Annotated in this window: 16 protein-coding genes and 3 pseudogenes; 16 read left to right on the forward strand and 3 right to left on the reverse strand. The window is 60.8% G+C overall.

Annotated elements, in window-relative coordinates; translation table 11 throughout:
* The first annotated feature begins 49 nt into the window (after positions 1-49).
* From A2G06_05320 to A2G06_05345, 6 genes and pseudogenes are all read left to right on the forward strand, one after another.
* A pseudogene (locus A2G06_05320) lies at positions 50-1467 on the forward strand (dihydrolipoyl dehydrogenase).
* Positions 1468-1481: 14 nt separating this feature from the next.
* Positions 1482-3419 (forward strand): aconitate hydratase, encoded by a 1938-nt coding sequence (locus A2G06_05325; protein ID ANA39856.1) that lies wholly within the window; start codon positions 1482-1484, stop codon positions 3417-3419.
* A gap of 2 nt (positions 3420-3421) precedes the next feature.
* A complete protein-coding gene (locus tag A2G06_05330; protein ID ANA39857.1) occupies positions 3422-5254 on the forward strand; it encodes a histidine kinase in 1833 nt (610 codons plus the stop codon).
* 8 nt (positions 5255-5262) lie between these two features.
* Positions 5263-6239, forward strand: a pseudogene (locus tag A2G06_05335) (pyruvate dehydrogenase (acetyl-transferring) E1 component subunit alpha).
* A gap of 133 nt (positions 6240-6372) precedes the next feature.
* Positions 6373-6648: a hypothetical protein gene (locus A2G06_05340; protein ID ANA39858.1), complete on the forward strand. Its 276-nt coding sequence runs from the start codon at positions 6373-6375 to the stop codon at positions 6646-6648.
* Entirely contained in the window at positions 6629-6976 is a 348-nt protein-coding gene (locus A2G06_05345; GenBank protein ID ANA39859.1) for a hypothetical protein, read from the forward strand. Before A2G06_05340 ends, A2G06_05345 begins: the two co-directional genes overlap by 20 nt.
* Before the next feature lie 197 nt (positions 6977-7173).
* Here the strand turns inward: A2G06_05345 and A2G06_05350 are convergent, their stop codons facing one another.
* Together A2G06_05350 and A2G06_05355 are read right to left on the reverse strand one after the other, a co-directional pair.
* The gene (locus A2G06_05350) at positions 7174-7392 is read right to left on the reverse strand and encodes a hypothetical protein (GenBank protein ID ANA39860.1); all 219 of its coding nucleotides are present in this window, start codon (positions 7390-7392) and stop codon (positions 7174-7176) included.
* Positions 7393-7936: 544 nt separating this feature from the next.
* Positions 7937-8999 (reverse strand): annotated as a pseudogene (locus tag A2G06_05355) (transposase).
* A gap of 787 nt (positions 9000-9786) precedes the next feature.
* Between A2G06_05355 and A2G06_05360 the strand changes: the two are divergent.
* Both A2G06_05360 and A2G06_05365 read left to right on the forward strand, forming a co-directional pair.
* Positions 9787-10452, forward strand: a complete 666-nt coding sequence (locus A2G06_05360; GenBank protein ANA39861.1) for a hypothetical protein — start codon at positions 9787-9789, stop codon at positions 10450-10452.
* Positions 10453-10791: 339 nt separating this feature from the next.
* On the forward strand, positions 10792-11538 hold the full coding sequence (locus A2G06_05365) for a hypothetical protein (GenBank protein ANA39862.1): 747 nt from the start codon (positions 10792-10794) through the stop codon (positions 11536-11538).
* 322 nt (positions 11539-11860) lie between these two features.
* Here the strand turns inward: A2G06_05365 and A2G06_05370 are convergent, their stop codons facing one another.
* Positions 11861-12946, reverse strand: a complete 1086-nt coding sequence (locus tag A2G06_05370) for a transposase (GenBank protein ID ANA39863.1) — start codon at positions 12944-12946, stop codon at positions 11861-11863.
* A gap of 70 nt (positions 12947-13016) precedes the next feature.
* Between A2G06_05370 and A2G06_05375 the strand changes: the two genes are divergently transcribed.
* The 8 genes from A2G06_05375 to A2G06_05410 all read left to right on the forward strand — a co-directional run bounded on the left by A2G06_05375 (position 13017) and on the right by A2G06_05410 (position 21283).
* Positions 13017-13412 (forward strand): hypothetical protein, encoded by a 396-nt coding sequence (locus tag A2G06_05375; GenBank protein ID ANA39864.1) that lies wholly within the window; start codon positions 13017-13019, stop codon positions 13410-13412.
* Between the two features lie 258 nt (positions 13413-13670).
* Positions 13671-14156, forward strand: coding sequence for a hypothetical protein (locus tag A2G06_05380; GenBank protein ANA39865.1), 486 nt, complete (start codon positions 13671-13673; stop codon positions 14154-14156).
* Between the two features lie 40 nt (positions 14157-14196).
* The gene (locus A2G06_05385) at positions 14197-15183 is read left to right on the forward strand and encodes a pyruvate dehydrogenase (GenBank protein ANA39866.1); all 987 of its coding nucleotides are present in this window, start codon (positions 14197-14199) and stop codon (positions 15181-15183) included.
* 15 nt (positions 15184-15198) lie between these two features.
* Positions 15199-16455 (forward strand): branched-chain alpha-keto acid dehydrogenase subunit E2, encoded by a 1257-nt coding sequence (locus A2G06_05390; GenBank protein ANA39867.1) that lies wholly within the window; start codon positions 15199-15201, stop codon positions 16453-16455.
* A 28-nt stretch (positions 16456-16483) separates the two neighbouring features.
* Positions 16484-17194, forward strand: coding sequence for an octanoyltransferase (locus A2G06_05395; GenBank protein ID ANA41602.1), 711 nt, complete (start codon positions 16484-16486; stop codon positions 17192-17194).
* Positions 17176-19641: an ATP-dependent protease gene (locus A2G06_05400; protein ANA39868.1), complete on the forward strand. Its 2466-nt coding sequence runs from the start codon at positions 17176-17178 to the stop codon at positions 19639-19641. The genes A2G06_05395 and A2G06_05400 overlap by 19 nt, the downstream gene beginning before the upstream one ends.
* The gene (locus tag A2G06_05405) at positions 19638-19952 is read left to right on the forward strand and encodes a cytochrome C (GenBank protein ID ANA39869.1); all 315 of its coding nucleotides are present in this window, start codon (positions 19638-19640) and stop codon (positions 19950-19952) included. The genes A2G06_05400 and A2G06_05405 overlap by 4 nt, the downstream gene beginning before the upstream one ends.
* On the forward strand, positions 19949-21283 hold the full coding sequence (locus A2G06_05410; GenBank protein ANA39870.1) for a serine protease: 1335 nt from the start codon (positions 19949-19951) through the stop codon (positions 21281-21283). Before A2G06_05405 ends, A2G06_05410 begins: the two co-directional genes overlap by 4 nt.
* Positions 21284-21397 lie beyond the last annotated feature (114 nt).

A 21397-nucleotide genomic window follows, 5' to 3' on the forward strand; every position in this document is an offset into this window, starting at 1 on the left:
TTAACGGTTTTTTTCAGGATAACTCTACTTCGCTCCGGGAGGATTTCCCATGGCTGACCAAACCTTTGATCTCATCGTCATCGGCGCCGGACCCGGCGGCTACGTGGCCGCCATCAGGGCGGCCCAGCTCGGCTTGACCGTGGCAGTGGCGGAACAGCGCGACACCCTCGGCGGGGTCTGCCTCAACGAGGGGTGCATCCCCAGCAAGGCGCTCCTGGACTCATCGGAGCTCTTTGCCCAGGCCCGGGACGGCTTTGCCGGCCACGGCATCCTGATTGACCCTCCGCGGCTCGACCTGGCGCGAATGATGGCCCGCAAGGACGATGTGGTGAAAAAACTCACCGACGGCATCGCCTACCTCTTCAAGAAGAACCGGATAACCTGGCTGAAGGGGACGGCCCGCCTGGCGGGCAGGAACGGCGATCTCCTGCGGGTGGAGGTGAGCGGCAACGGCACGGCGGCCGCGCACCTGCTGGAAGCGGGCAAGGTGCTCCTGGCCACCGGCAGCGAGGCGGTGCCGGTGCCGGGACTCGCCTTTGACGGGGAGACCGTGGTCTCGGCCCGGGAGGCCCTGGCCTTCGACCGGGTGCCGGAGCATCTGCTGGTGGTGGGGGCCGGCTATATCGGGCTGGAGCTGGGGTCGGTCTGGCGCCGGCTCGGCAGCCAGGTGACCGTGGTGGAGGTGCTGGCCAAGCCGCTCCCGGCCACTGACGGTCAGGTGGCCGACGCCTGGTGCGCTCCCTGAAGAAGCAGGGGATATCCTTCCGCATGGAGACACGGGTGACCGGCATCGAGAAGCGGGAGGGCACGGCCGTGGTGACGGTGGAATCGTCCGCCGGCGGGCGCGACGCCATCGCCTGCGACCGGGTCCTGGTGGCCGCCGGCCGCCGCCCCGTCATGGCCGGGCTCGGCCTCGAACCCTTCAATCTCGCCATGGAGGGAGGGCGCATCCGGGTAGATGGCAACTACCTGACCTCGGCTCCGGGGATCTACGCCATCGGCGACCTGATCCACGGACCCATGCTCGCCCACAAGGCCATGGCCGAGGGGGAGGTTTTCGCCGAACGCCTGACCGGCGAGGCGTCGGTCGTGGACTATGAATACATCCCTGGTATCGTGTATACGTGGCCCGAGGCGGCCGGCGTCGGCCTGACCGAAGAGCAGCTCAAGGAGCAGGGGATTCCCTATGCCGCGGGCCGGTTCAATTTCATGGCCAACGGCCGGGCCCGCTGCATGGGGGAAACCGAAGGGTTCGTGAAGATCCTGGCCAAGCCCGACACGGGCCGGGTCCTGGGCATCCATGTGGTCGGCCCCCGCGCCTCGGACCTCATCACCGAGGCGGTCACCGTCATGACCTACGGCGGCAGCGCCGCGGACATCGCCATGACCTTCCACGCCCACCCGACCCTGGCCGAGGCCATGAAGGAAGCGGCCCTGGACGTGGAGAAGCGGGCGATACATGCGTAACTAAGGAGAGTTCCATGGGCAAGAACCTCGCGACGAAGATCCTCGAAGCGCACCTGGTCACGGGTGAACTGAAACCGGGCGCCGAGATCACGCTCAGGATCGACCACGCGCTCCTCCAGGACGCCACCGGCACCATGGCTATGCTGGAGTTCATCGCCATGGGAGTGGACCGGGTGAAGGTGGAGCTGGCGGCCCAGTACATCGACCACAACCTGCTCCAGACCGACAACCGCAACGCCGACGACCACGTCTTCCTCATGACCGCGGCCCAACGGTTCGGCATCCACCTCTCCAAGCCGGGGAACGGGGTTTCCCACCAGGTGCACCTGGAGCGCTTCGGCGTGCCGGGCAAGACCATGCTCGGGGCCGACTCCCACACCACGTCGGCCGCTGGGCTCTCCATGGTCGCCATCGGCGCCGGCGGGCTCGACGTCTCCCTGGCCATGGCCGGGCACCCGTTCCACCTCCCCTGTCCGAAGATCTGGGGAGTGAAGCTCACGGGACAGCTCCAGCCCTGGGTCTCGGCCAAGGACGTGATCCTGGAGATGCTCCGGCGCCACACCGTGAAGGGGGGCGTGGGCACGATCATCGAGTACTACGGCCCCGGCGTGGCGACCCTCTCGGCCACCGACAGGGCCATCATCGGCAACATGGGGGCGGAGTTGGGGGCCACCACCTCCCTGTTCCCCTCGGACCACCGGACCCGCGAGTTCCTGGAGGCCCAGGGCCGCGCTGAGGTGTGGCAGGAGCTTGCCGCCGACCCGGACGCCGCCTACGACGAGTACGAGGAAATCGACCTCGCCACGGTGGAGCCCCTCATCGCCTGCCCCTCGTCGCCGGACAACGTGGTGCGGGTGGCCGACATCGAAGGGCTCAAGGTGGATCAGGTGCTCGTGGGGAGTTCCGCCAACTCCGCCTTCCGGGACCTGATGACCGTCTGCCGCATCCTGGACGGCCGGCGCGTCGCCTCTCACGTCTCCTTCAACGTGAATCCGGGCAGCCGCCAGGTGCTGGAGAACGTGGCCGATCAAGGCGGAATCATGATGCTCCTCCTGGCCGGGGCCCAGATCCACCAGCCCGGCTGCCTCGGTTGCATCGGCATGGGGCAGGCGCCGGGCACCGGCCAGGTGAGCCTGCGCACCTTCCCCCGCAACTTCCCCGGCCGCAGCGGCACCAAGAACGACCGGGTCTACCTCTGTTCCCCCGAAACTGCCGCCGCCGCAGGCATCTTCGGCATGGTCACCGACCCCCGCAAGCTGGGCGACCTCATGGCGTGGCCCAACGTGCAGAACCCCGCCAAATACGTGCTGGACGACTCCAGCATCATCTTCCCCCTGTCGCCCGCGGAGGCGAGGCAGGTGGAGATCGTCACCGGCCCCAACATCGTCCCGTTCCCGGACTTCGATCCGTTGCCGGACACCCTGGAGGCCGAGGTCATCCTCACGGTGGGTGACAACATCTCCACCGACACCATCATGCCGGCGGGCAACAAGGTGCTGCCGTACCGGAGCAACATCCCGGCCATCAGCCAGTTCGTGTTCGAGCAACTGGACCCCGAGTTCCACACGCGGGCAAAGGAAAAGGGGTGCGGCGCGGTCATCGGCGGCGAGAACTACGGCCAGGGATCGAGCCGGGAGCACGCGGCCCTGGCGCCGCGCTACCTGGGCATCCGGGCCAAGATCGTCAAGAGCTTCGCCCGGATCCACAAGGCCAACCTGGTCAACTTCGGCATCCTGCCGCTCACGTTCAAGAACCCCGCCGACTATGACCTCCTGGAGCAGGGGGACCGGCTGGAGTTCCCCGACGTGCGGCGGCTCGTGGCCTCCGGGGCCGTGGAGATCCCGGTGCGGGCGGGCGGGAAGGAAATCGTCACCCTGCTGGACGTCTCGGACCGGCAGCGGCAGGAACTGCTGGCCGGCGGGACGCTGAACTACGTGAAGCGGAGCGCCTGATCATGGCCGGGCGTGGACGTGCCCGTGGCCTGTCGATCCTGTCCGCGTTCGCGCTGATTACGGTGCTCGTCGTCATTCTGGCGGCAACCGGGGGCTCCCGCGCCGAATCCGGCGCCGTGTCCCTGACCCCCGAGGAGCGGGCGTGGCTCAACGCCCATCCGGTCATCAAGCTCGCCCCGGACCCCGACTTCAAGCCCATCGAATATTTCGACGAAAACGGCGTCTACCGGGGGGCCGCGGCAGACCACATCCACACCCTGGAGAAGAAACTCGGCATCAGGATAACCATCGTCCACCTGCAAAACTGGGACGAGGTCATGGATGCCTTCAAGCGGCACGAGGTGGACCTGCTCGGGGCAGTGGAAGCCACTGAGGACCGGGAGCGGTACATGCTGTTCACCGATCCCCTCGTGGTGGTCCCCGGCGGGATCTTCTCGGCCAGGGAGTTCGGCAAGCCCCTTGCCATCAAGGATCTGCAGGGGCTGAAGGTGGCCGTGGTCTCCAACTACATGGCCCACGACTACCTGCGAAACGCCTATCCGCAGATCAGCCTGGACGTCGTGCCGGATGTCTCCACGGGGCTGGCCAAGGCATCCCTGGGGATGGTGGACGTCTACGTGGAAAACATGGCCAACGCCACCTTTTACCTCCAGGAGGCGGGGATAACCAACCTCCGGCTCGTGGGAAAGACCGATTTCATGTACCGCTGGGGGATCGGCGTCCGCAAGGACTGGCCCATGATGCGGCAGATCCTCAACAAGGGGCTGGCAGCCCTGAGCGAGGAAGAGAAGGCGGCCCTCATCGGGCACTGGATTCATGTGAAGGCTCCGCCGTGGCGGCCCAGTTGGGCGTTCGTGGCCGGCGTGCTGGCTTCAGTTGCGGGCGTTCTGCTGGTGGCGGCGGTGTTGATCAACCTGACGCTCAAGAGCAAGGTGAGTGCGCGGACCGCGGAACTGCAGCGTGAACTGGCGGAGCGCCAGAGGCTGGAACAAGAGCTTACCCGCCTGAACGAGCAACTGGAGGAGCGGGTCAGGGAGCGGACCGCCGAGCTGGAACGCCAGGTGACCGACCGCCGGCGGGCCGAGGAGGCGCTCCAGCAGCTCACCGCCGGGCTGGAACAGCGGGTGAGGTCACGCACTGCCGAACTGGAGGCGTCCAACCGGGAACTGGAATCGTTCACCTTCGCGGTGTCCCATGACCTGCGGGCGCCGGTGCGACACATCAGCGGCTATGCCGAGATACTCACCGAGGAGCTTGAGGCCAGGGAGTATCACTACGCGGGCGGCTATCTCGCCCGGATAATGGTCTCCTGCCGGCGGATGCAGGAGATGATCGACTCGCTCCTGGCCCTTTCCCAGATAAGCCGGAAAGAGCTCCAGTGCAAACAGGTGGATCTGAGCGCCATTGCCCGGCAGATCATGGCGGAAATGCGCGAGGCCGAGCCCCATCGCCGCGTGGACGCGGCCATCGCCGACGGGGTCGCGGCCACGGGCGATCCGGCCCTGCTGCGGAGCGTCATTGAAAACCTGCTGCACAATGCCTGGAAATACACCGGCAGGAAAGAGGTGGCGCACATCGAGTTCGGCGTCGACACCAGTGGCGGTGAACCCGTCTACTACGTCCGCGACGACGGGGCCGGTTTTGATGCCGCATACGCAGGCAAACTGTTCACCCCCTTCCAGCGGCTCCACACCGATGCCGAATTTGCCGGCACCGGGGTCGGCCTCGCCACGGTGCAACGGATTATCCACCGGCACGGCGGCAGGGTCTGGGCCTTCTCCGAGCCGGGCCGGGGGGCATGCTTCTTCTTTACCCTGAATACCGAATCCGCATGAGGTGAATCATGGCAACCACGCTCCGCGCCATTCTTCCCGATTCCGAACTGCTGAAGATGCACGAACAGATGGTCCTCTCCCGCGAATTCGAGGAATCGTGCGCCGAACAGTACACCAAGGGGCACATCACCGGCTTCCTCCACCTCTACAGCGGCCAGGAGGCGGTGGCGGTGGGCGCCACCGCGGCGCTGCGCAAGGACGACTACATCCTGTCCGCCTACCGGGAGCACGCCCAGGCCATCATCCGGGGGGCCGAGCCGCGGCGGGTCATGGCCGAGCTCTTCGGCAAGGCCACCGGCTTGTGCAAAGGGAAGGGGGGCTCCATGCACCTCTTCGCCCCGAGCCTCGCCTTCATGGGAGGCTACGCCATCGTCGGCGGCCAGTTCCCCATTGCCGTGGGGCTTGCCTTCGCCTCCAAGTACCGCAATGAACAGCGGATCTCTGCCTGCTTCTTCGGCGACGGCGCGTGAACCAGGGCACCTTCCACGAATCCCTCAACTGGGCCCGGCTCTGGGAGCTGCCGGTCCTGTTCATCTGCGAGAACAACTTCTACGGCATCGGTACCGCCGTCTCCCGGGCCTCGGCCCTCTCCGACATCCACAAGCGCACCTGCGGCTACGACATCCCCTCCGTGCGGGTGGACGGCATGGACGTCATGGCGGTGTACGAGGCCGTCAAGTGGGGCGCCGAGTGGGTCAGGGAGCACAGCCGGCCCTACCTGATCGAGGCCATGACCTACCGCTTCCGGGGTCACTCCATGGCCGACCCCGGCAAGTACCGCAGCGCCGCCGAAGTGGAACTCTGGAAAAGCCGCGACCCGATCCCGAACTTCGAGAAACGCCTGGTGGAAGAAGGCATCGCCACCGAGGCTGAACTGGCCGCCGTGCTGGAGAAATGCCGGGGCGTCGTGGCCGATGCCGTGGCATTTGCCGAGGAATCGCCGTGGCCGGAGGATGATGAGGTCTGGGCGGATATTTATGTGTGAAGGGCTCGGCCCTGTGTGCCCGTAGCGTAGTGTTGTGTGGAAATGATGGGCAGCCTTTTCGACAACCGGATATCTTGTTGGGTGATATGCGGTGATGTATATTGGTATCATTGATACCAGGGAGGTGGAATGTATGGGACGCAGCAAACAACTGGGGCTCAGGCTCGATGAAGCCGACAGCATGAACCTGAAGCGGATTGCCCAGCGGGAAGGGCGCAATGAACAGGATGTGCTCCGGGATTCGTTGCGGATGTATGTGCGGCACGCCGACGAACGGCAGGAGTTCTTCGATTCTGTTGAGCGAGGCTGGTACGAACTTCGTTCCGGCCTGGGGACTGTCGTTGCGGAAGGGGATGAATTCTTCGATTCCATGAGGAAAGAGCTGCGGAATGGCAAAACGCCCGCTTAAGCGTTCGCTGGAATATCAGGCCCGGGTTCGGCGGTATGCGGAGAATTTGGCGGAGCGCTACCGGGTAGAAGTTGCGGAGATGTTTCTGGAGCGTATTGAAGCGGCGGAAAGGCTCCTTTACGACAATAACTTTGCCGGCACCGATTCACCCTATCTGCTTGCCGGTCAGCAGGTGGTGCTTAAAGAGTTGTATATCGATTCAGGTCCGGTGAAATACTGCCTTATCTATGAACTGACAGAAGAGTACGTGGGCCTTGTTTTGCTATGGCATGGACTGGGCTCGCGAAAAACCGACATGCTTGTTCGGTTGTGGGGAACGAACAGGTAGAAATGTTCCAGTAGGAGGGATGAGCGGTTCACGCGCGTGCGCGCGTGAACCGCTTAATAGCGAGTTATACATGGAGATAGATAGTGAGAATAATACTTGCGATAATTAACTTCGTTGCTTTGATCGGGGCAATATTTTGGTGGGTAAAATCTCCTGATTACGAACCTGCGGTCACATCAATTGCTTTGTTTGGTGCACTACTCGCTCAAATATTCACAAGTGATGAAATAAAATCTAAGCTTAAACTTATTCAAAAATCCAAGAAAGACTCTCACAATTACCAAGCTGCAGGTGATCAAACCATCACTGATAATAAAAAGATTCAAAGTGGAGGTGATTATTCGCAGCAGTTTCAAGCAGGCGAGATGATAGTGCATGTCGGCATTGACGAGAAGCGAGCGCGAGAAATTTATCAAGAAATGAACCTGCAACTTAGAAATGACTATTCTAAGGAAGCACTAGAAATTGCAAATACCAGGGTTACAGATTTTGAAAATAGGCTCATGTCAAAAATGGATGCTGCAAATGGTGCTTTAGAAGCATTCGCAGACCCCAGTTTTCAGCTATTACTTGTAAAAGCACAAAAGGCTGCCGCTTCTACTGAAAGACCCGCAGATTATGACCTTTTATCCGAGTTGCTAATACACAGATTTCAGAAAGGTGAAAATCGAACTACACGTGCTGGAGTCAGTCGCGCTGTTGAGATAGTTGATGAAATTTCTGATGAAGCTTTACTTGGCCTAACGGTGTCGCATGCAATATCCTCTTTTTTCCCAGCTAGTGGAGATATTAATCAGGGTCTAACAGGTCGTTGAAAATCGGCCCTATTTGAGATTGAAGAACTTTTAGTTCGATTTTTTTGAATCAGTTGAGCGCTTTATCGGGTTTCAGTCCGCCGTTTTGCTCTTTATCAACCTCATATGCTGCTGTTGTTGCCTGATTCGAGGGATGTTCCCCCTGTCAGGTGACACCAAGGCCCAGGTTTTTCATCCGAACCAGGTTGTAGGCCGCAGCGTGCAGATCAAGTTGCATGGCGATCTTCTCGATTCCCCGGTACATCGTCTTGCGTAATCTGCCCACGGTCTTCATCCAGCCAAAGCCTTCTTCGATTCGTTTCCTGATCTTCTGGCTGATGGTGTAGTTCGGATGCTTGGTGGTGTTCGTGGTGTTCTGCGCCACGTGCGGTGTGATCCTGAGCCGGCGGAGTTCTCTGACGAAGGCTTCCGTGTCGTAGCCTTTGTCACCGCCAAGCGATATGCGGCGGGTGGTCCGGGGGAGACGCTGCACCATTGTCTTTGCCGCTTCGCGTTCGCCGGAACCGGATGCCATTGTTACCTTGGTCCTGACAATCAGGCCACTGCGGTTCTCCATCAGGGTGTGCCCCTGGTAGCAGAGCTTGGCTTCCTTGGTCTTTCCCTTGCGGTAGAGACGGGCATCGGGATCGGTAACAGAACCATGGGTTTCGTTGGTAAGCTTCTGCCCTTTGAAATCCACGGTCTCGTTTCTGCCTCCACCGCCAGCTGACGGTGGACCATCCTTGGGCTTGAAGCTCTTGATGGATGCCCAGGCTTCGATGAGGGTGCCATCAACCGTGAAGTGCTCGCGTGACAAAAGGCGCTTTCTTTCCGCCTGAGCCAGTATCCGTGACAGAAACTCGGCAGCAACCTCGGAACCGATCAACCGTTCGCTGTTCTTGGTAAAACTGGAATGGTCCCAGACCTTCTCATCCAGGCCCATACCAAGGAACCAGCGGAACAGGAAGTTGTAGTGGATCTGCTCCACCAGCTGCCGGTTGCTACGGATGGAGTAAAGAATCATCAGCAGTTGGGCTTTCAAGAGCTTCTCCGGCGGGATCGACGATCTGCCGGTTGTGGCATACATACTGTCAAAGAGCTTGTCCATCCCTGCCAGGGCTTCGTCAGCCATTTTACGAATGGCCCGCAAAGGGGTGGTCCTTCGGGACAAAGGATTCAGGAGTCACATAGGTAAAAAGTGCTTCTGTGTTGCTGTCAAAACCGCGCATAACTTTCCTCAATAATTGCAAAGTGTTATGCGCGATAAACTACCATAAAACGCTGTTTTCTCTATTTGAATTTCAACAGCCTGCTAAATGTCTTGAATGATTTATTTGGCAAAATATTTTACGGAAAGCTCCCAGTTGGGAACAGCTGGCTTGATCATTTGGATGTATTGGATGCAGTGCGAGTAACTTCCTTTGGAAATTTAAAAAAAATAGAACAATACTATCCAGAGCAGTTAACAGGATATGTTGATATTGGCATTGAAAAAGGATCAGAAAATTACGCTAAGGCTATTGATATCCTGAATAGCAACGGACTGCCTCCAAACATACTAGTTGATCATGCTTTGAATGACAATTTTCTGAGGATAAATTTGTCCAATAAAAAACAAATAAGTTCTCTTAGTTTACAGCAACAAATATATCACAACGGTAATATTTCTATTATTCCAGTTCCACTATCTAAAGAACAAGTAACAGCCATCAATTCAGTATACGATCTCTACAAACAAGACGGGAATGCAAAACAAAAGAATATTGCTACATTTATGGAAGAGTGGGACAAAAGACCTAACTTGAAGATTCTTAGAGACTGGTGGAACAATATTGATGGCTCATTCCAGATAACGTCAGTTGGAAAAGTGTTGGCCCATTCCAATGCTCAAAGATGTGATAAGAACTTGCCTCCACTTGACTAATCATTGGACGACAAAACAATGTATAACCACGTCCTTGGACCTGCCCGATGGCAGGTCAAGGCCGACCCCGTTATACGAAGGAGAAAAATTCAATGACCAAAGCAAAACTATTCTTTCTTGTCTGTTTTACGATCATGTGCTCTCCTGCAATGGCGGCCAGCGGGAAAAAATTATTTAAAACCTATGAATACGGCACACCCCTCAGTAAATTTTCAGAGCGCAGTGGGTACTATGATTGCTCTGCTGAAGTTAGCGTAGAAAAAGCAATGTGTAAAAATGACGTAGCTTTTTTGGATGAAAAATTCAAACTCATTCTTATGTTTGAAAACAAGAAACTTCAAACAGTTACTTTGCAGAAGTATTTTTCACAAGATATTTACGTCAAATTAGTGGCTGCACTATCTAAAGATTTCAAATTATATGCAATGAAAGGCAAAGATGATAGTTTAGATTTGTTGAATCTAACAGGTAATATTGGGAGTAAGTCAGACCTTGTTGCTTTGATTAATAATTTTGAGAATAACAATTTACTCAAAAGTAGCCTTGTATACTCTTTCATTGAAGCGTCAACAGAACAAACTCAAAAATACAAAAGTATACCCGAATTAATAGCTAATCTGCCAGATTCAGCAAGGAGCGCAGATTTAGCTGTTTATGAGTATGGCAATGAAGTGAACATTGCGGTTATATTTGCTTTACCTAAAACGATAATCAACAAGTTCAAAGAACAAATGAAGTCTCCTTCAGAAAAGTTCTAATTCAAGAGAAATACAATATGCGTATTCACTTAATTCTATTCATTTTGTTGCTATCTGCTACCAACGTAATTGCGGAATCACCACGGCAACCACGACCACCAAAAAGCATAGAACCCAAGCAAACAACGTGAATCGGGTCGGACCAAGCCAACTTGCCGAAATTTCGATAATTAAACCTCAATTTAGGGGGATTTTTACCCTTAGAAACGCATTTTTAGGGTCATAATCAAGCACTCGACATGGCATAGGCAGACCCCCGGGGGACACCTTGTTTATTGACCCGTCCAGAATTCTCCCGGGATTTCGAATCAATCCACACCCATAAGGAGATTTTCCGCATTGGACATCCCACGGATCTTCACCATCACCGAAAGTGCTCACCGCATCCATAATCCGATTACACCCGAAAAGCTCGCCACTCTCGGCGCGGCGCTGCGTCTGGAACCGGGGACCCGAGTGCTGGACCTGGGCAGCGGTTCGGGGGAGATGCTGTGCACCTGGGCACGCGATTACGGCGTCATTGGCACCGGCATCGACATGAGCCAGTTGTTCACCGCGCAAGCGAAACTCCGCGCCGAAGAGCTCGGCGTCGCCGATCGCGTCACGTTCATCCATGGCGATGCTAGCGGCTACGTGTCGGACGACAAGGCCGGTGTGGCAGCCTGTGTCGGTGCAACGTGGATCGGCGGGGGAGTCGCCGGCACGATTGAGCTGCTGGCGCGGAGCCTGCGCCCCGGAGGGATCATCCTCATCGGCGAGCCCTACTGGCGGCAGGTGCCGCCGACGGAAGATGTTGCCAAGGGGTGTCTTGCCAACTCGATCGCCGATTTTCTCATGCTCCCGGAACTTCTCGCGTCGTTCGGCTGGCTTGGCTATGACGTCGTTGAAATGGTTCTGGCTGACCAGGACGGCTGGGACAGATACGAGGCGGCCAAATGGCTCACCATGCGCCGATGGCTTGAAGCCAATCCCGACGACGAGCTCACGAAAGAGGTTCGAGCCCAACTGACCTCGGAACCCGGGCGCTACGCCGCGTACACGCGTGAATACCTGGGCTGGGGTGTGTTCGCGCTGATGCCGCGGTGATGCGTTGGCGCAGTATTCCGGGGACATCTCAGTTGATTCCAGATGAGATATGTGAGGTTTCCCCGAAATTTTGTCCGTTCGTTGTGACAACAGGTTTATCGGATGACCGACGAGAGGAGGGCTCAGCATGAAACGGTTGGCCATTGTTGTTCGAGATGACGCCTATCAGGTCGTTGAAAATCGGCCCTATTTGAGATTGAAGAACTTTTAGTTCGATTTTTTTGAATCAGTTGAGCGCTTTATCGGGTTTCAGTCCGCCGTTTTGCTCTTTATCAACCTCATATGCTGCTGTTGTTGCCTGATTCGAGGGATGTTCCCCCTGTCAGGTGACACCAAGGCCCAGGTTTTTCATCCGAACCAGGTTGTAAGCCGCTGCGTGCAGGTCAAGTTGCATGGCGATTTTCTCGATTCCCCGGTACATCGTTTTGCGTAACCTGCCTACGGTCTTCATCCAGCCAAAGCCTTCTTCGATCCGTTTCCTGATCTTCTGGCTGATGGCGTAGTTCGGATGATTGGTGGTTCTACCGTCAATGGCCGACTTTCTGTTCGTGGTGTTCTGCGCCACGTGCGGTGTGATCCTGAGCCGGCGGAGTTCTCTGACGAAGGCTTCCGTGTCGTAGCCTTTGTCACCGCCAAGCGATATGCGGCGGGTGGTCCGGGGGAGACGCTGCACCATTGTCTTTGCCGCTTCGCGTTCGCCGGAACCGGATGCCATTGTTACCTTGGTCCTGACAATCAGGCCACTGCGGTTCTCCATCAGGGTGTGCCCCTGGTAGCAGAGCTTGGCTTCCTTGGTCTTTCCCTTGCGGTAGAGACGGGCATCGGGATCGGTAACAGAACCATGGGTTTCGTTGGTAAGCTTCTGCCCTTTGAAATCCACGGTCTCGTTTCTGCCTCCACCGCCAGCTGACGGTGGACCATCCTTGGGCTTGAAGCTCTTGATGGATGCCCAGGCTTCGATGAGGGTGCCATCAACCGTGAAGTGCTCGCGTGACAAAAGGCGCTTTCTTTCCGCCTGAGCCAGTATCCGTGACAGAAACTCGGCAGCAACCTCGGAACCGATCAACCGTTCGCTGTTCTTGGTAAAACTGGAATGGTCCCAGACCTTCTCATCCAGGCCCATACCAAGGAACCAGCGGAACAGGAAGTTGTAGTGGATCTGCTCCACCAGCTGCCGGTTGCTACGGATGGAGTAAAGAATCATCAGCAGTTGGGCTTTCAAGAGCTTCTCCGGCGGGATCGACGATCTGCCGGTTGTGGCATACATACTGTCAAAGAGCTTGTCCATCCCTGCCAGGGCTTCGTCAGCCATTTTACGAATGGCCCGCAAGGGGTGGTCCTTCGGGACAAAGGATTCAGGAGTCACATAGGTAAAAAGTGCTTCTGTGTTGCTGTCAAAACCGCGCATAACTTTCCTCAATAATTGCAAAGTGTTATGCGCGATAAACTACCATAAAACGGCTGTTTTCTCTATTTGAATTTCAACAGCCTGCTATGACCGCCTCTACACGCCGTTAACCTTTGCCTATGTTGCGGCGAGCAAGGGCATTGCGGTCGACATTCTATTTGTCTTATGGGCGGTACGGGTTCTCACAGAGAAAGGCGCCAAGGCGGTCAAGATCGATAGCCGGCACGCTGCAGAAGAAGAGTGGTTCAAGGACAGGGTGCGGCGTGACGGTGACCCTCTCGAGATTTACGATTTCATCAAGCTGGTTAAGAAGACGGGCAACGCCTGGTTCTACGGTTGCCGACTCGCAGCGGCCACGTTCGACGTGGACGAGTCGCAGCTCATCCCGGAGGCGGATGGTATTGTGGATTCGCTCTGGTTTTTGGAAGAGAAAGCGATCAAGGCAGATCATTGTCAGTATTTCTGATGCGGAGCAGAACGGGGAGGGGTCTCCACATTTCATGGGTGTATGGTGGAGATTCTCCCCGACCAGGGCTGAAAAGCTCCCCGGTGCGGGTCAAGGGCCGGCCCGTTATCCCCCCCATGCGAAGCGCAGCGAAACCGCGCCGGAATGGTACAATGGTGTCGTACGTTGGCGCGGCAATATCGGCCGGGCCACTGCCCTTCGCCTGCGGACACATCGCTGACTTCGGCCCGGGGTGGCTCATCCCGAAGGAGAAATGACATGGACAAGCCGGCTAAGAACACGATTTGCCTGTGGTACGATGGCGACGCCGAGGACGCGGCGCGGTTTTACGCCCGGACCTTTCCCGATTCGTCCGTTGGCGCTGTGTTCCGCGCACCGGGAGATTTCCCGTCCGGGAAGAAGGGGGACGTGCTGACCGTCGAGTTTACGGTGATGGGCATCCCGTGCCTCGGACTCAACGGCGGACCTGAGTTCACGCACAACGAAGCGTTTTCGTTTCAGGTCGCAACCGTTGACCAGGACGAGACGGATCGCTACTGGAACGCGATCGTCGGCAACGGCGGCCAGGAGAGCGTGTGCGGCTGGTGCAAGGACAAATGGGGAATTTCCTGGCAGATTACGCCGATTGCCCTGACCAGGGCGGTCACCGATCCCGATACCGCTGCCGCCACGCGCGCGTTCGATGCGATGATGCAGATGAAAAAGATCGATATCGCCGCAATTGAGGCGGCGCACCGCGGGTGAGATTGCATTCCTCACACCACCATGAACCCGGAGGCTTCCCATGCCTGAAATGAACTACCGCGATGCCCTGAACCTGGCCCTGAAGGAGGAGATGCGCCGCGACCCGTCGGTGGTGATCTGGGGAGAGGATGTGGCCCTGTACGAGGGGTCCTTCAAGGTGACCCGCGGGCTGTTGGCCGAGTTCGGCGAGGAGCGGGTAAAGGATACCCCCATTTCGGAGAACTCCATCGTGGGGGTGGCCGTGGGCGCGGCCATGGGGGGCTTGAGGCCCGTGGCGGAGCTGATGACGGTGAATTTTGCGCTCCTGGCCATGGACCAGATCGTGAACCACATGGCCAAGATCCGCTCCATGTTCGGGGGCCAGACCTATCTCCCCATGGTGGTCAGGGCGCCGGGGGGCGGGGGGAGCCAGTTGGGGGCCCAGCATTCCCAGAGCCTGGAAACCTATTTCATGCACTGCCCCGGCATCCATGTGGCGGTGCCGGCCACACCGGCGGATGCCCGGGGGCTGCTCAAGGCGGCCATCCGCGACGACAACCCGGTCATGTTCCTGGAGCACGAGCTGCTCTACAACAGCAAGGGCGAGGTGCCCGACGACCCGGAGTCCGTCATTCCCTTCGGAAAGGCGGATGTGAAGCGGGAGGGCAAGGACCTGACCATTGTCGCTTATTCGCGCATGACCATCCTGGCGCTCCAGGCGGCGGAGGAGCTGGCAAAGGAGGGGATATCCTGCGAGGTGGTGGACCTGCGGACCCTGACCCCCCTCGACACGGCGACCTTCACGGCGTCGGTGAAGAAGACCGGCCGGGCCGTGGTGGTGGAGGAATGCTGGCGGAGCGCCGGGCTGGGCGGGCACCTGGCCGCGATCATTGCCGAGGAGTGCTTTGACCGGCTCCTGGCGCCGGTGCGGCGAGTGTCGGGACTCGACGTGCCCATGCCCTATTCGCGCAAGATCGAGAAGCTCTGCATCCCGCAGCCGGAGACGATCGCCGCGGCGGTGCGGGAGACGCTGAGCGGAACGTACTGAGAAAGGGATATCCTCATGGCAACCGACATCACCATGCCCAAACTCTCCGACACCATGACCGAAGGCCGTCTCGTCTCCTGGAAGAAAGGGGTGGGCGACCCGGTTGAGCGGGGCGATATCATCGCCGAGGTGGAGACCGACAAGGCCACCATGGAGCTGGAGGCGTTCGCCTCGGGCGTCCTGACGGAACAGCGGGTGAAGCCCGGCGAGCTGGTGAACGTGGGCACGGTCATCGGCGTGATCGGCGGAGCGAACGAGGCCCGGCCAACGGAGCAGGCCGCACCCGCCCCCCCGGAGCAGGCCGACTGGCAGCCGCCATCGGAGGAACCGGCGAACGGGGCGGAGCCTGAGATCCCGGAGCGGGTGCTGGAGTTGCCCGAAGCATCGGAGCCGCCGGCGCCCCTGTTGCCGGGCGACGACACCAAAGCCTCGCCCGCTGTGCGCCGCCTGGCGCGCGAGAAGGGCATCGACCTGCACCAGGTGCGGGGGAGCGGTCCCGAGGGGCGCATCCTGATGGAGGACCTGGACCAGGCTGCGGCGAACGAGGAAGCCGTGACGGAGCAAGCGGGGCAGCCCTCTGCGGGCGAATCTCCCGCCCCGCCCGAGGCCGAGCCTATGACGCGCATGCGGAGCGCCATCGCCCGGGTCACGGCCGAGTCGTGGCGCACCATCCCCCATTTCTACGAGACCGTCGAGATCGACATGAAGGCGGCCGGTGAGATCGTCCGGGAACTGAAGGGGAGCGGCAGCGCCGTGTCCTACAACGACCTGGTGCTCAAGGCCGCCGCCCTGGCCCTGACGCGGTTTCCCCGGATGAACGCCTCGTTCCGGGACGGAGGCGTCGTTGTCCACCGGGAGGTGAACATCGGTTTTGCCGTGGCCATGGAGGACGGGCTCCAGGTGCCGGTGGTAAAGGGGTGCCAGGGGCTGGCCCTGAAGGAGATCGCTCTCCAGGCCGTGCGCCTGGCCGAGCGGGCCCGGAGCGGCGCCATCACCCAGGAGGAGATTTCCGGCGGCACCTTCAGCGTTTCGAACCTGGGGATGTACGGCATCGATGAGTTTGCCGCCGTGATCATGCCGCCCCAGGCGGCGATCCTGGCCGTGGGGGCCGTGGCGGACCGGCCCGTGGTGCGGGACGGGCACTTGGCGGTCGGCCGGACCATGCGGGCGACCCTTTCCTGCGACCATCGGGTGGTGGACGGGGCCTATGGGGCCCAATTCCTGGGCGAATTACGGAGGGTGCTGGAGAATCCGGTCCTGATGCTGGTATGATGGGGCAGTTTCCGGGCAGGGAGGTGCCGTGAAGATCGTGGATCTCGCCGCCATGGAGTACGCCGAGGCCTTTGCCCTCCAGGAGCGGCTCGTTGCCGACGTGGCTGCCGGCCGCGCGGAGGAGACGCTGCTCCTGCTGGAGCATCCGCCGGTCTATACCCTGGGCCGCGGAGGCGGTGGCGAAAGCCTTCCGGACCCGTCGGTGCGCCCGGTGGAGATCAACCGGGGAGGAGACGTGACCTGGCACGGCCCCGGCCAACTGGTGGGCTATCCCATCCTGGATCTGGGCCGGCGGGGCCGGGACCTGCACCGGTACCTCCGTTTTCTGGAACAGGCGTTGATGGACGCGGCCGCTGCCTTTGAAGTGGCGGCCTGGCGGGTCCCCGGCCGGACCGGCATCTGGACCGACGGGGGGAAGCTGGCCTCCATCGGGGTCGGGGTCCGGCGCTGGGTCACCATGCACGGTTTCGCCCTCAACGTCTGCAACGACCTGGCCCCCTTCAGCCGCATCCATCCCTGCGGCATCGCGGGGTGCCCGGTCACCACCCTGTCCCGGGAAGCGGGCCGGGCGATCAGCGTGGCCGACGCAAAGGCCGCGGTTGCCGCCGCCTTTGCCGGTCTGCCGGCCGACGCCCTGCCGGAGCAGCCCCGGGACGCTGCCGTCCACGCTGCGCCATGCGATGAATTCCATGCACCGTCAACCACTTCAAGGAGGCCACCGTGTCCACTGACCGTCTGAAACTCCCCGTCGAGAAGCTCCGCTGGACCTGCGATCCGGCGCAGTTCGAATTCACCACCACCGATGACCTGCCCGAACTGGAGGGAACCCTTGGCCAGGCCCGGGCCCTGGCATCCATCGACTTCGGCCTCGGCATCCACGAGAGCGGGTTCAACCTGTTCCTGGCCGGAGAGCCCGGCACCGGCCGCAGCTCTACGGTCAAGAACATCCTGAAGAAACGGGCAAAGGGCGAGCCGACCCCCTCGGACTGGGTCTACGTCAACAACTTCAAGTCGCCGGACCTCCCCATCACCCTGGCTCTGCCGGCAGGCAAGGGGAGCGAACTGGAGCAGGACATGCGGGAGCTGATCTCCGCGGTCCGCTCCATCATCCCCAAGGCCCTGGACAGCAAGGAGTACGAGGCCAACAAGGCGACCATCGTCGAATCGTACCAGGAGCACAACAACGAGCTCTTCTCGGCCCTGGAGGCCGAGGCCCAGGGCAAGGGGTTCGCGCTCCAGCGGACCGTGTCGGGGCTGGTGATGGTCCCCCAGAAGGAGGACCGCAACTTCACCCAGGAGGAGTACGAGGCCCTGCCGGAGGAGGAAAAGGAACGGATCAGCACGGTGGGGCAGGAGTTGACCGACAAGCTGAACGACGTGCTCCGCCAGGTGCGCGAGAACGAGAAGCAGACCAAGGACGCCCTGGCCCAGCTTGACCGCGACCTGGGCAACGCCACCGTGGGGCATCACCTGGACCCCCTGCGGGAGAAGTACGGCGACAACCCCACGGTGGTGGAGTACCTGAACGCGGTTCAGGAGGACATCATCGCCAACCTGGAGGACTTCAAGCCCCAGCAGCCGGTCCAGTCCCCCATCCCGGGGCTCAAGCTCCCCCGCCAGGAGCCCTCCTTCGAGCGCTACCAGGTGAACGTCTTCGTGGACAACCACGAGACCGAGGGGGCGCCGGTGGTGTTCGAGCCCAACCCCACCTACAACAACCTGTTCGGCCGCATCGAGCACGTGATGCAGATGGGGGGCATGGCCACCACCAACTTCACCCTCATCAAGCCGGGGGCGCTCCACCGGGCCAATGGCGGCTACCTGATCGTGGATGCCCGGGAAGTCCTGATGAATCCCTTTTCCTGGGATTCCCTCAAGCGCTGCATCCGCAACGCCGAGATCAAGATCGAGGACCCCCTGGAGCAGTACCGCTTCATCACCACGGTTTCCATGAAGCCCGAGTCGATCCCCCTGCAGGCCAAGATCATCATGATCGGTTCCCCGTGGATCTACTACCTCCTCTTCCACCTGGAGCCCGACTACCGCAAGTTTTTCAAGGTGAAGGCCGATTTCGACAGCCGCATCGCCCGCACCGCCGAGGTGATCAGGGATTATGCCCTGTTCGTGGCCACCCACTGCAAGAACGAGAAGCTGCTCCCCTTCGACCGGAGCGGCGTGGCCGGGCTCATCGAGTACTCGGCCCGGCTGGTGGAGGACCAGAACAAGCTCTCCTCGCAGTTCATGGAGATCGCCGACCTGATCCGCGAGGCGAGCTACTGGGCCGGCAAGGACGGCGGCCAGGTGGTTGACCATGGCCACGTGACCCGCGCCATCGAGCAGAAGATCTACCGGAGCAACCGGATCGAGGAGCGGATGCAGGAACTCTTCGACGATGGGACCATCATGGTGGATACCGACGGCGCGGCAGTGGGGCAGATCAACGGCCTGGCGGTCATGACCGTGGGGGATCACACCTTCGGCCGCCCGTCCCGGGTCACGTCCCGGGTCTGGCTGGGGCGGGCCGGCATGGTCAACATCGAGCGGGAGGTGAAGCTCTCGGGCCCCATCCACGACAAGGGGGTCCTGATCCTCACCGGTTACCTGGGCGGGAAGTTCGCCCATGACAAGCCCCTCTCTTTTTCCGCCTCCATCTGCTTCGAGCAGAACTACGAAGGGGTCGAGGGGGACAGTGCCTCGTCCACGGAACTCTACTGCCTCCTCTCGGCCTTCTCGGGCCTTCCCGTCAAGCAGGGAATCGCCGTGACCGGCAGCGTCAACCAGCACGGCATGGTCCAGCCCATCGGCGGGGTCAACTACAAGATCGAGGGCTTCTACGCCGTCTGCAAGTCCCGGGGGCTCACCGGCGACCAGGGGGTCATGATCCCCGCGTCCAACGAGCGGCACCTGATGCTGAGCGACGAGGTGGTGCAGGCGGTGCGCGAGGGGAAATTCCACATCTGGAGCGTATCCACCATCGACGAGGGGATCGAGATCCTGACCGGCGTTCCGGCCGGCGCGCTGCAGGAGGACGGCAGCTACCCGGAGGGGACCGTCAACTTCCTGGTGGACCGCCGGTTGCGGGAAATGATCGAGAGCATGAAGAAGTTCGGCTCGTCCGGCGAGAAGGACGAGAAGAAGAATGGCGGGACTCCCGCGCCCGCCCTCGAGGGAGGGCAATCGTCATGAGACGGCTCGCCCCGGTGGCGGCCTGCGTGGCCCTGGCCCTGGCGGCCGGCTGCAGTGGCGGGTCCGGCGCTGGAGGCGGCGAACTGTTCGCCACCCACTGCGCCGGCTGCCATCCGCAGGGAGGCAACACCGTCCACCCGGAAAAGACCCTGGCGCTGGCCCGGCGGGAGGCCAACGGCATCCGGACCGCCCGGGACGTGGCGGCCTACATCCGCAACCCGGGTCCGGGCATGCCCGCCTTCGGCGAAGCGATGATCCCGCCGGCCGATGCCCTGAAGATCGGGGAGTACGTCGTGGCGAGCTTCCCATGAGAGCCCCCGTTCCGGCCATGGCGGGATCCCGGCGGGGCATCCGGATCGGCGCGCTGATCGCCTGGTGCCTCATGATCTGCACCGGCGCGGCGCTCCTGGCGTCCACCGGGGGCGAGGTGCGGGTGGTCGGCCTCAGGGGGGCCGTGAACCCGGTCACCGCCTCATTCCTCAAGCGCAACCTGGACGATGCGGCCCGGAAGGGGGACCGGCTCGTGCTGGTGGAGATGGATACCCCCGGCGGCCTCGACACGGCCATGCGGGAGATCGTCAAGGACATCCTGGCCAGCCCCGTGCCCGTGGCGGTTTACGTGGCGCCGGCCGGGGCGCGGGCCGCCTCGGCGGGGGCGGTCATCACGCTGGCGGCCGACATCGCCGCCATGGCACCGGGGACCAACATCGGCGCGGCCCATCCCGTTGCCATCGGCGAGAAGCAGGACAAGGTCATGGAGCAGAAGGTGCTCAACGATGCCGAGGCCTACGTGGACGGCATCGCTTCCCGTCGGGGGCGCAATGCCGAGGCGGCGCGGCGGATGGTGCGCGAAAGCCTGTCGCTCCCCGCGGAAAAGGCCCTGGAGGAAAAGGTGGTTGACCTGATCGCCGTCGACCGGTCCGCTCTCCTCGCCCAACTGGAGGGGCGCCCGGTGCCCCGTCCGGGGGGCGACCGGGTCCTGCGGCTGGCCGGGGCTCCGGTCCGGGAGGCGGAGATGACGACCCGCGAGCGGATCCTCGACGCCATCGGCAACCCCAACGTGGCCTACGTCCTCATGATGCTCGGGTTCCTGGGGCTGTTCTTCGAGTTGTCGACCCCGGGCGTGATCCTGCCCGGCGTCATCGGCGGCATTGCCCTGATCCTGGCCTTCTTCGCCTTCCAGACCCTGCCGGTGAACTATGCCGGCGTGCTCCTCATCCTTTTGGCGCTCATTCTCTTCATCGCCGAGATCAAGGTCGTCTCGGGCGGCATGCTGACGGTGGGAGGCGTCATTGCCATGGTTCTCGGATCGATCCTTCTCTTCGACTCGCCGGAGCCCTATCTCCGGGTATCCTGGCAGGTAATCGCCGTGACGGTGGCTGCCGTGTCGGCCTTTTCGATCTTCGCGGTCACCATGGCGGTCCGGGCCCATCGCCGAAAGCCCACCACCGGCGGCGAGGGACTGGTGGGGGAGACCGGCCGGGCCCTGTCGGACGTGAACCCCGAGGGAAGGGTGTTCATCCACGGCGAATACTGGGGCGCCTGGAGCGACGAGCCCCTGGCCGAGGGGGACCGGGTGACCGTGGTCGCGGTGGACGGGATGAGGGTCAAAGTGAAAAAGGCCGGGATCCGGGACCGGTAACGGCTTGGAAACAACGACTGGAAACCGGATGCCGGCCCATTGACATTCATTTTGTTGCGTACTCCCATGACCCTGATTTTCCCGGTCCCCGGTCACCGATTCCGGGTCCCGGCT

The organism is Geobacter anodireducens, assembly GCA_001628815.1.
GTDB lineage: Bacteria > Desulfobacterota > Desulfuromonadia > Geobacterales > Geobacteraceae > Geobacter > Geobacter anodireducens.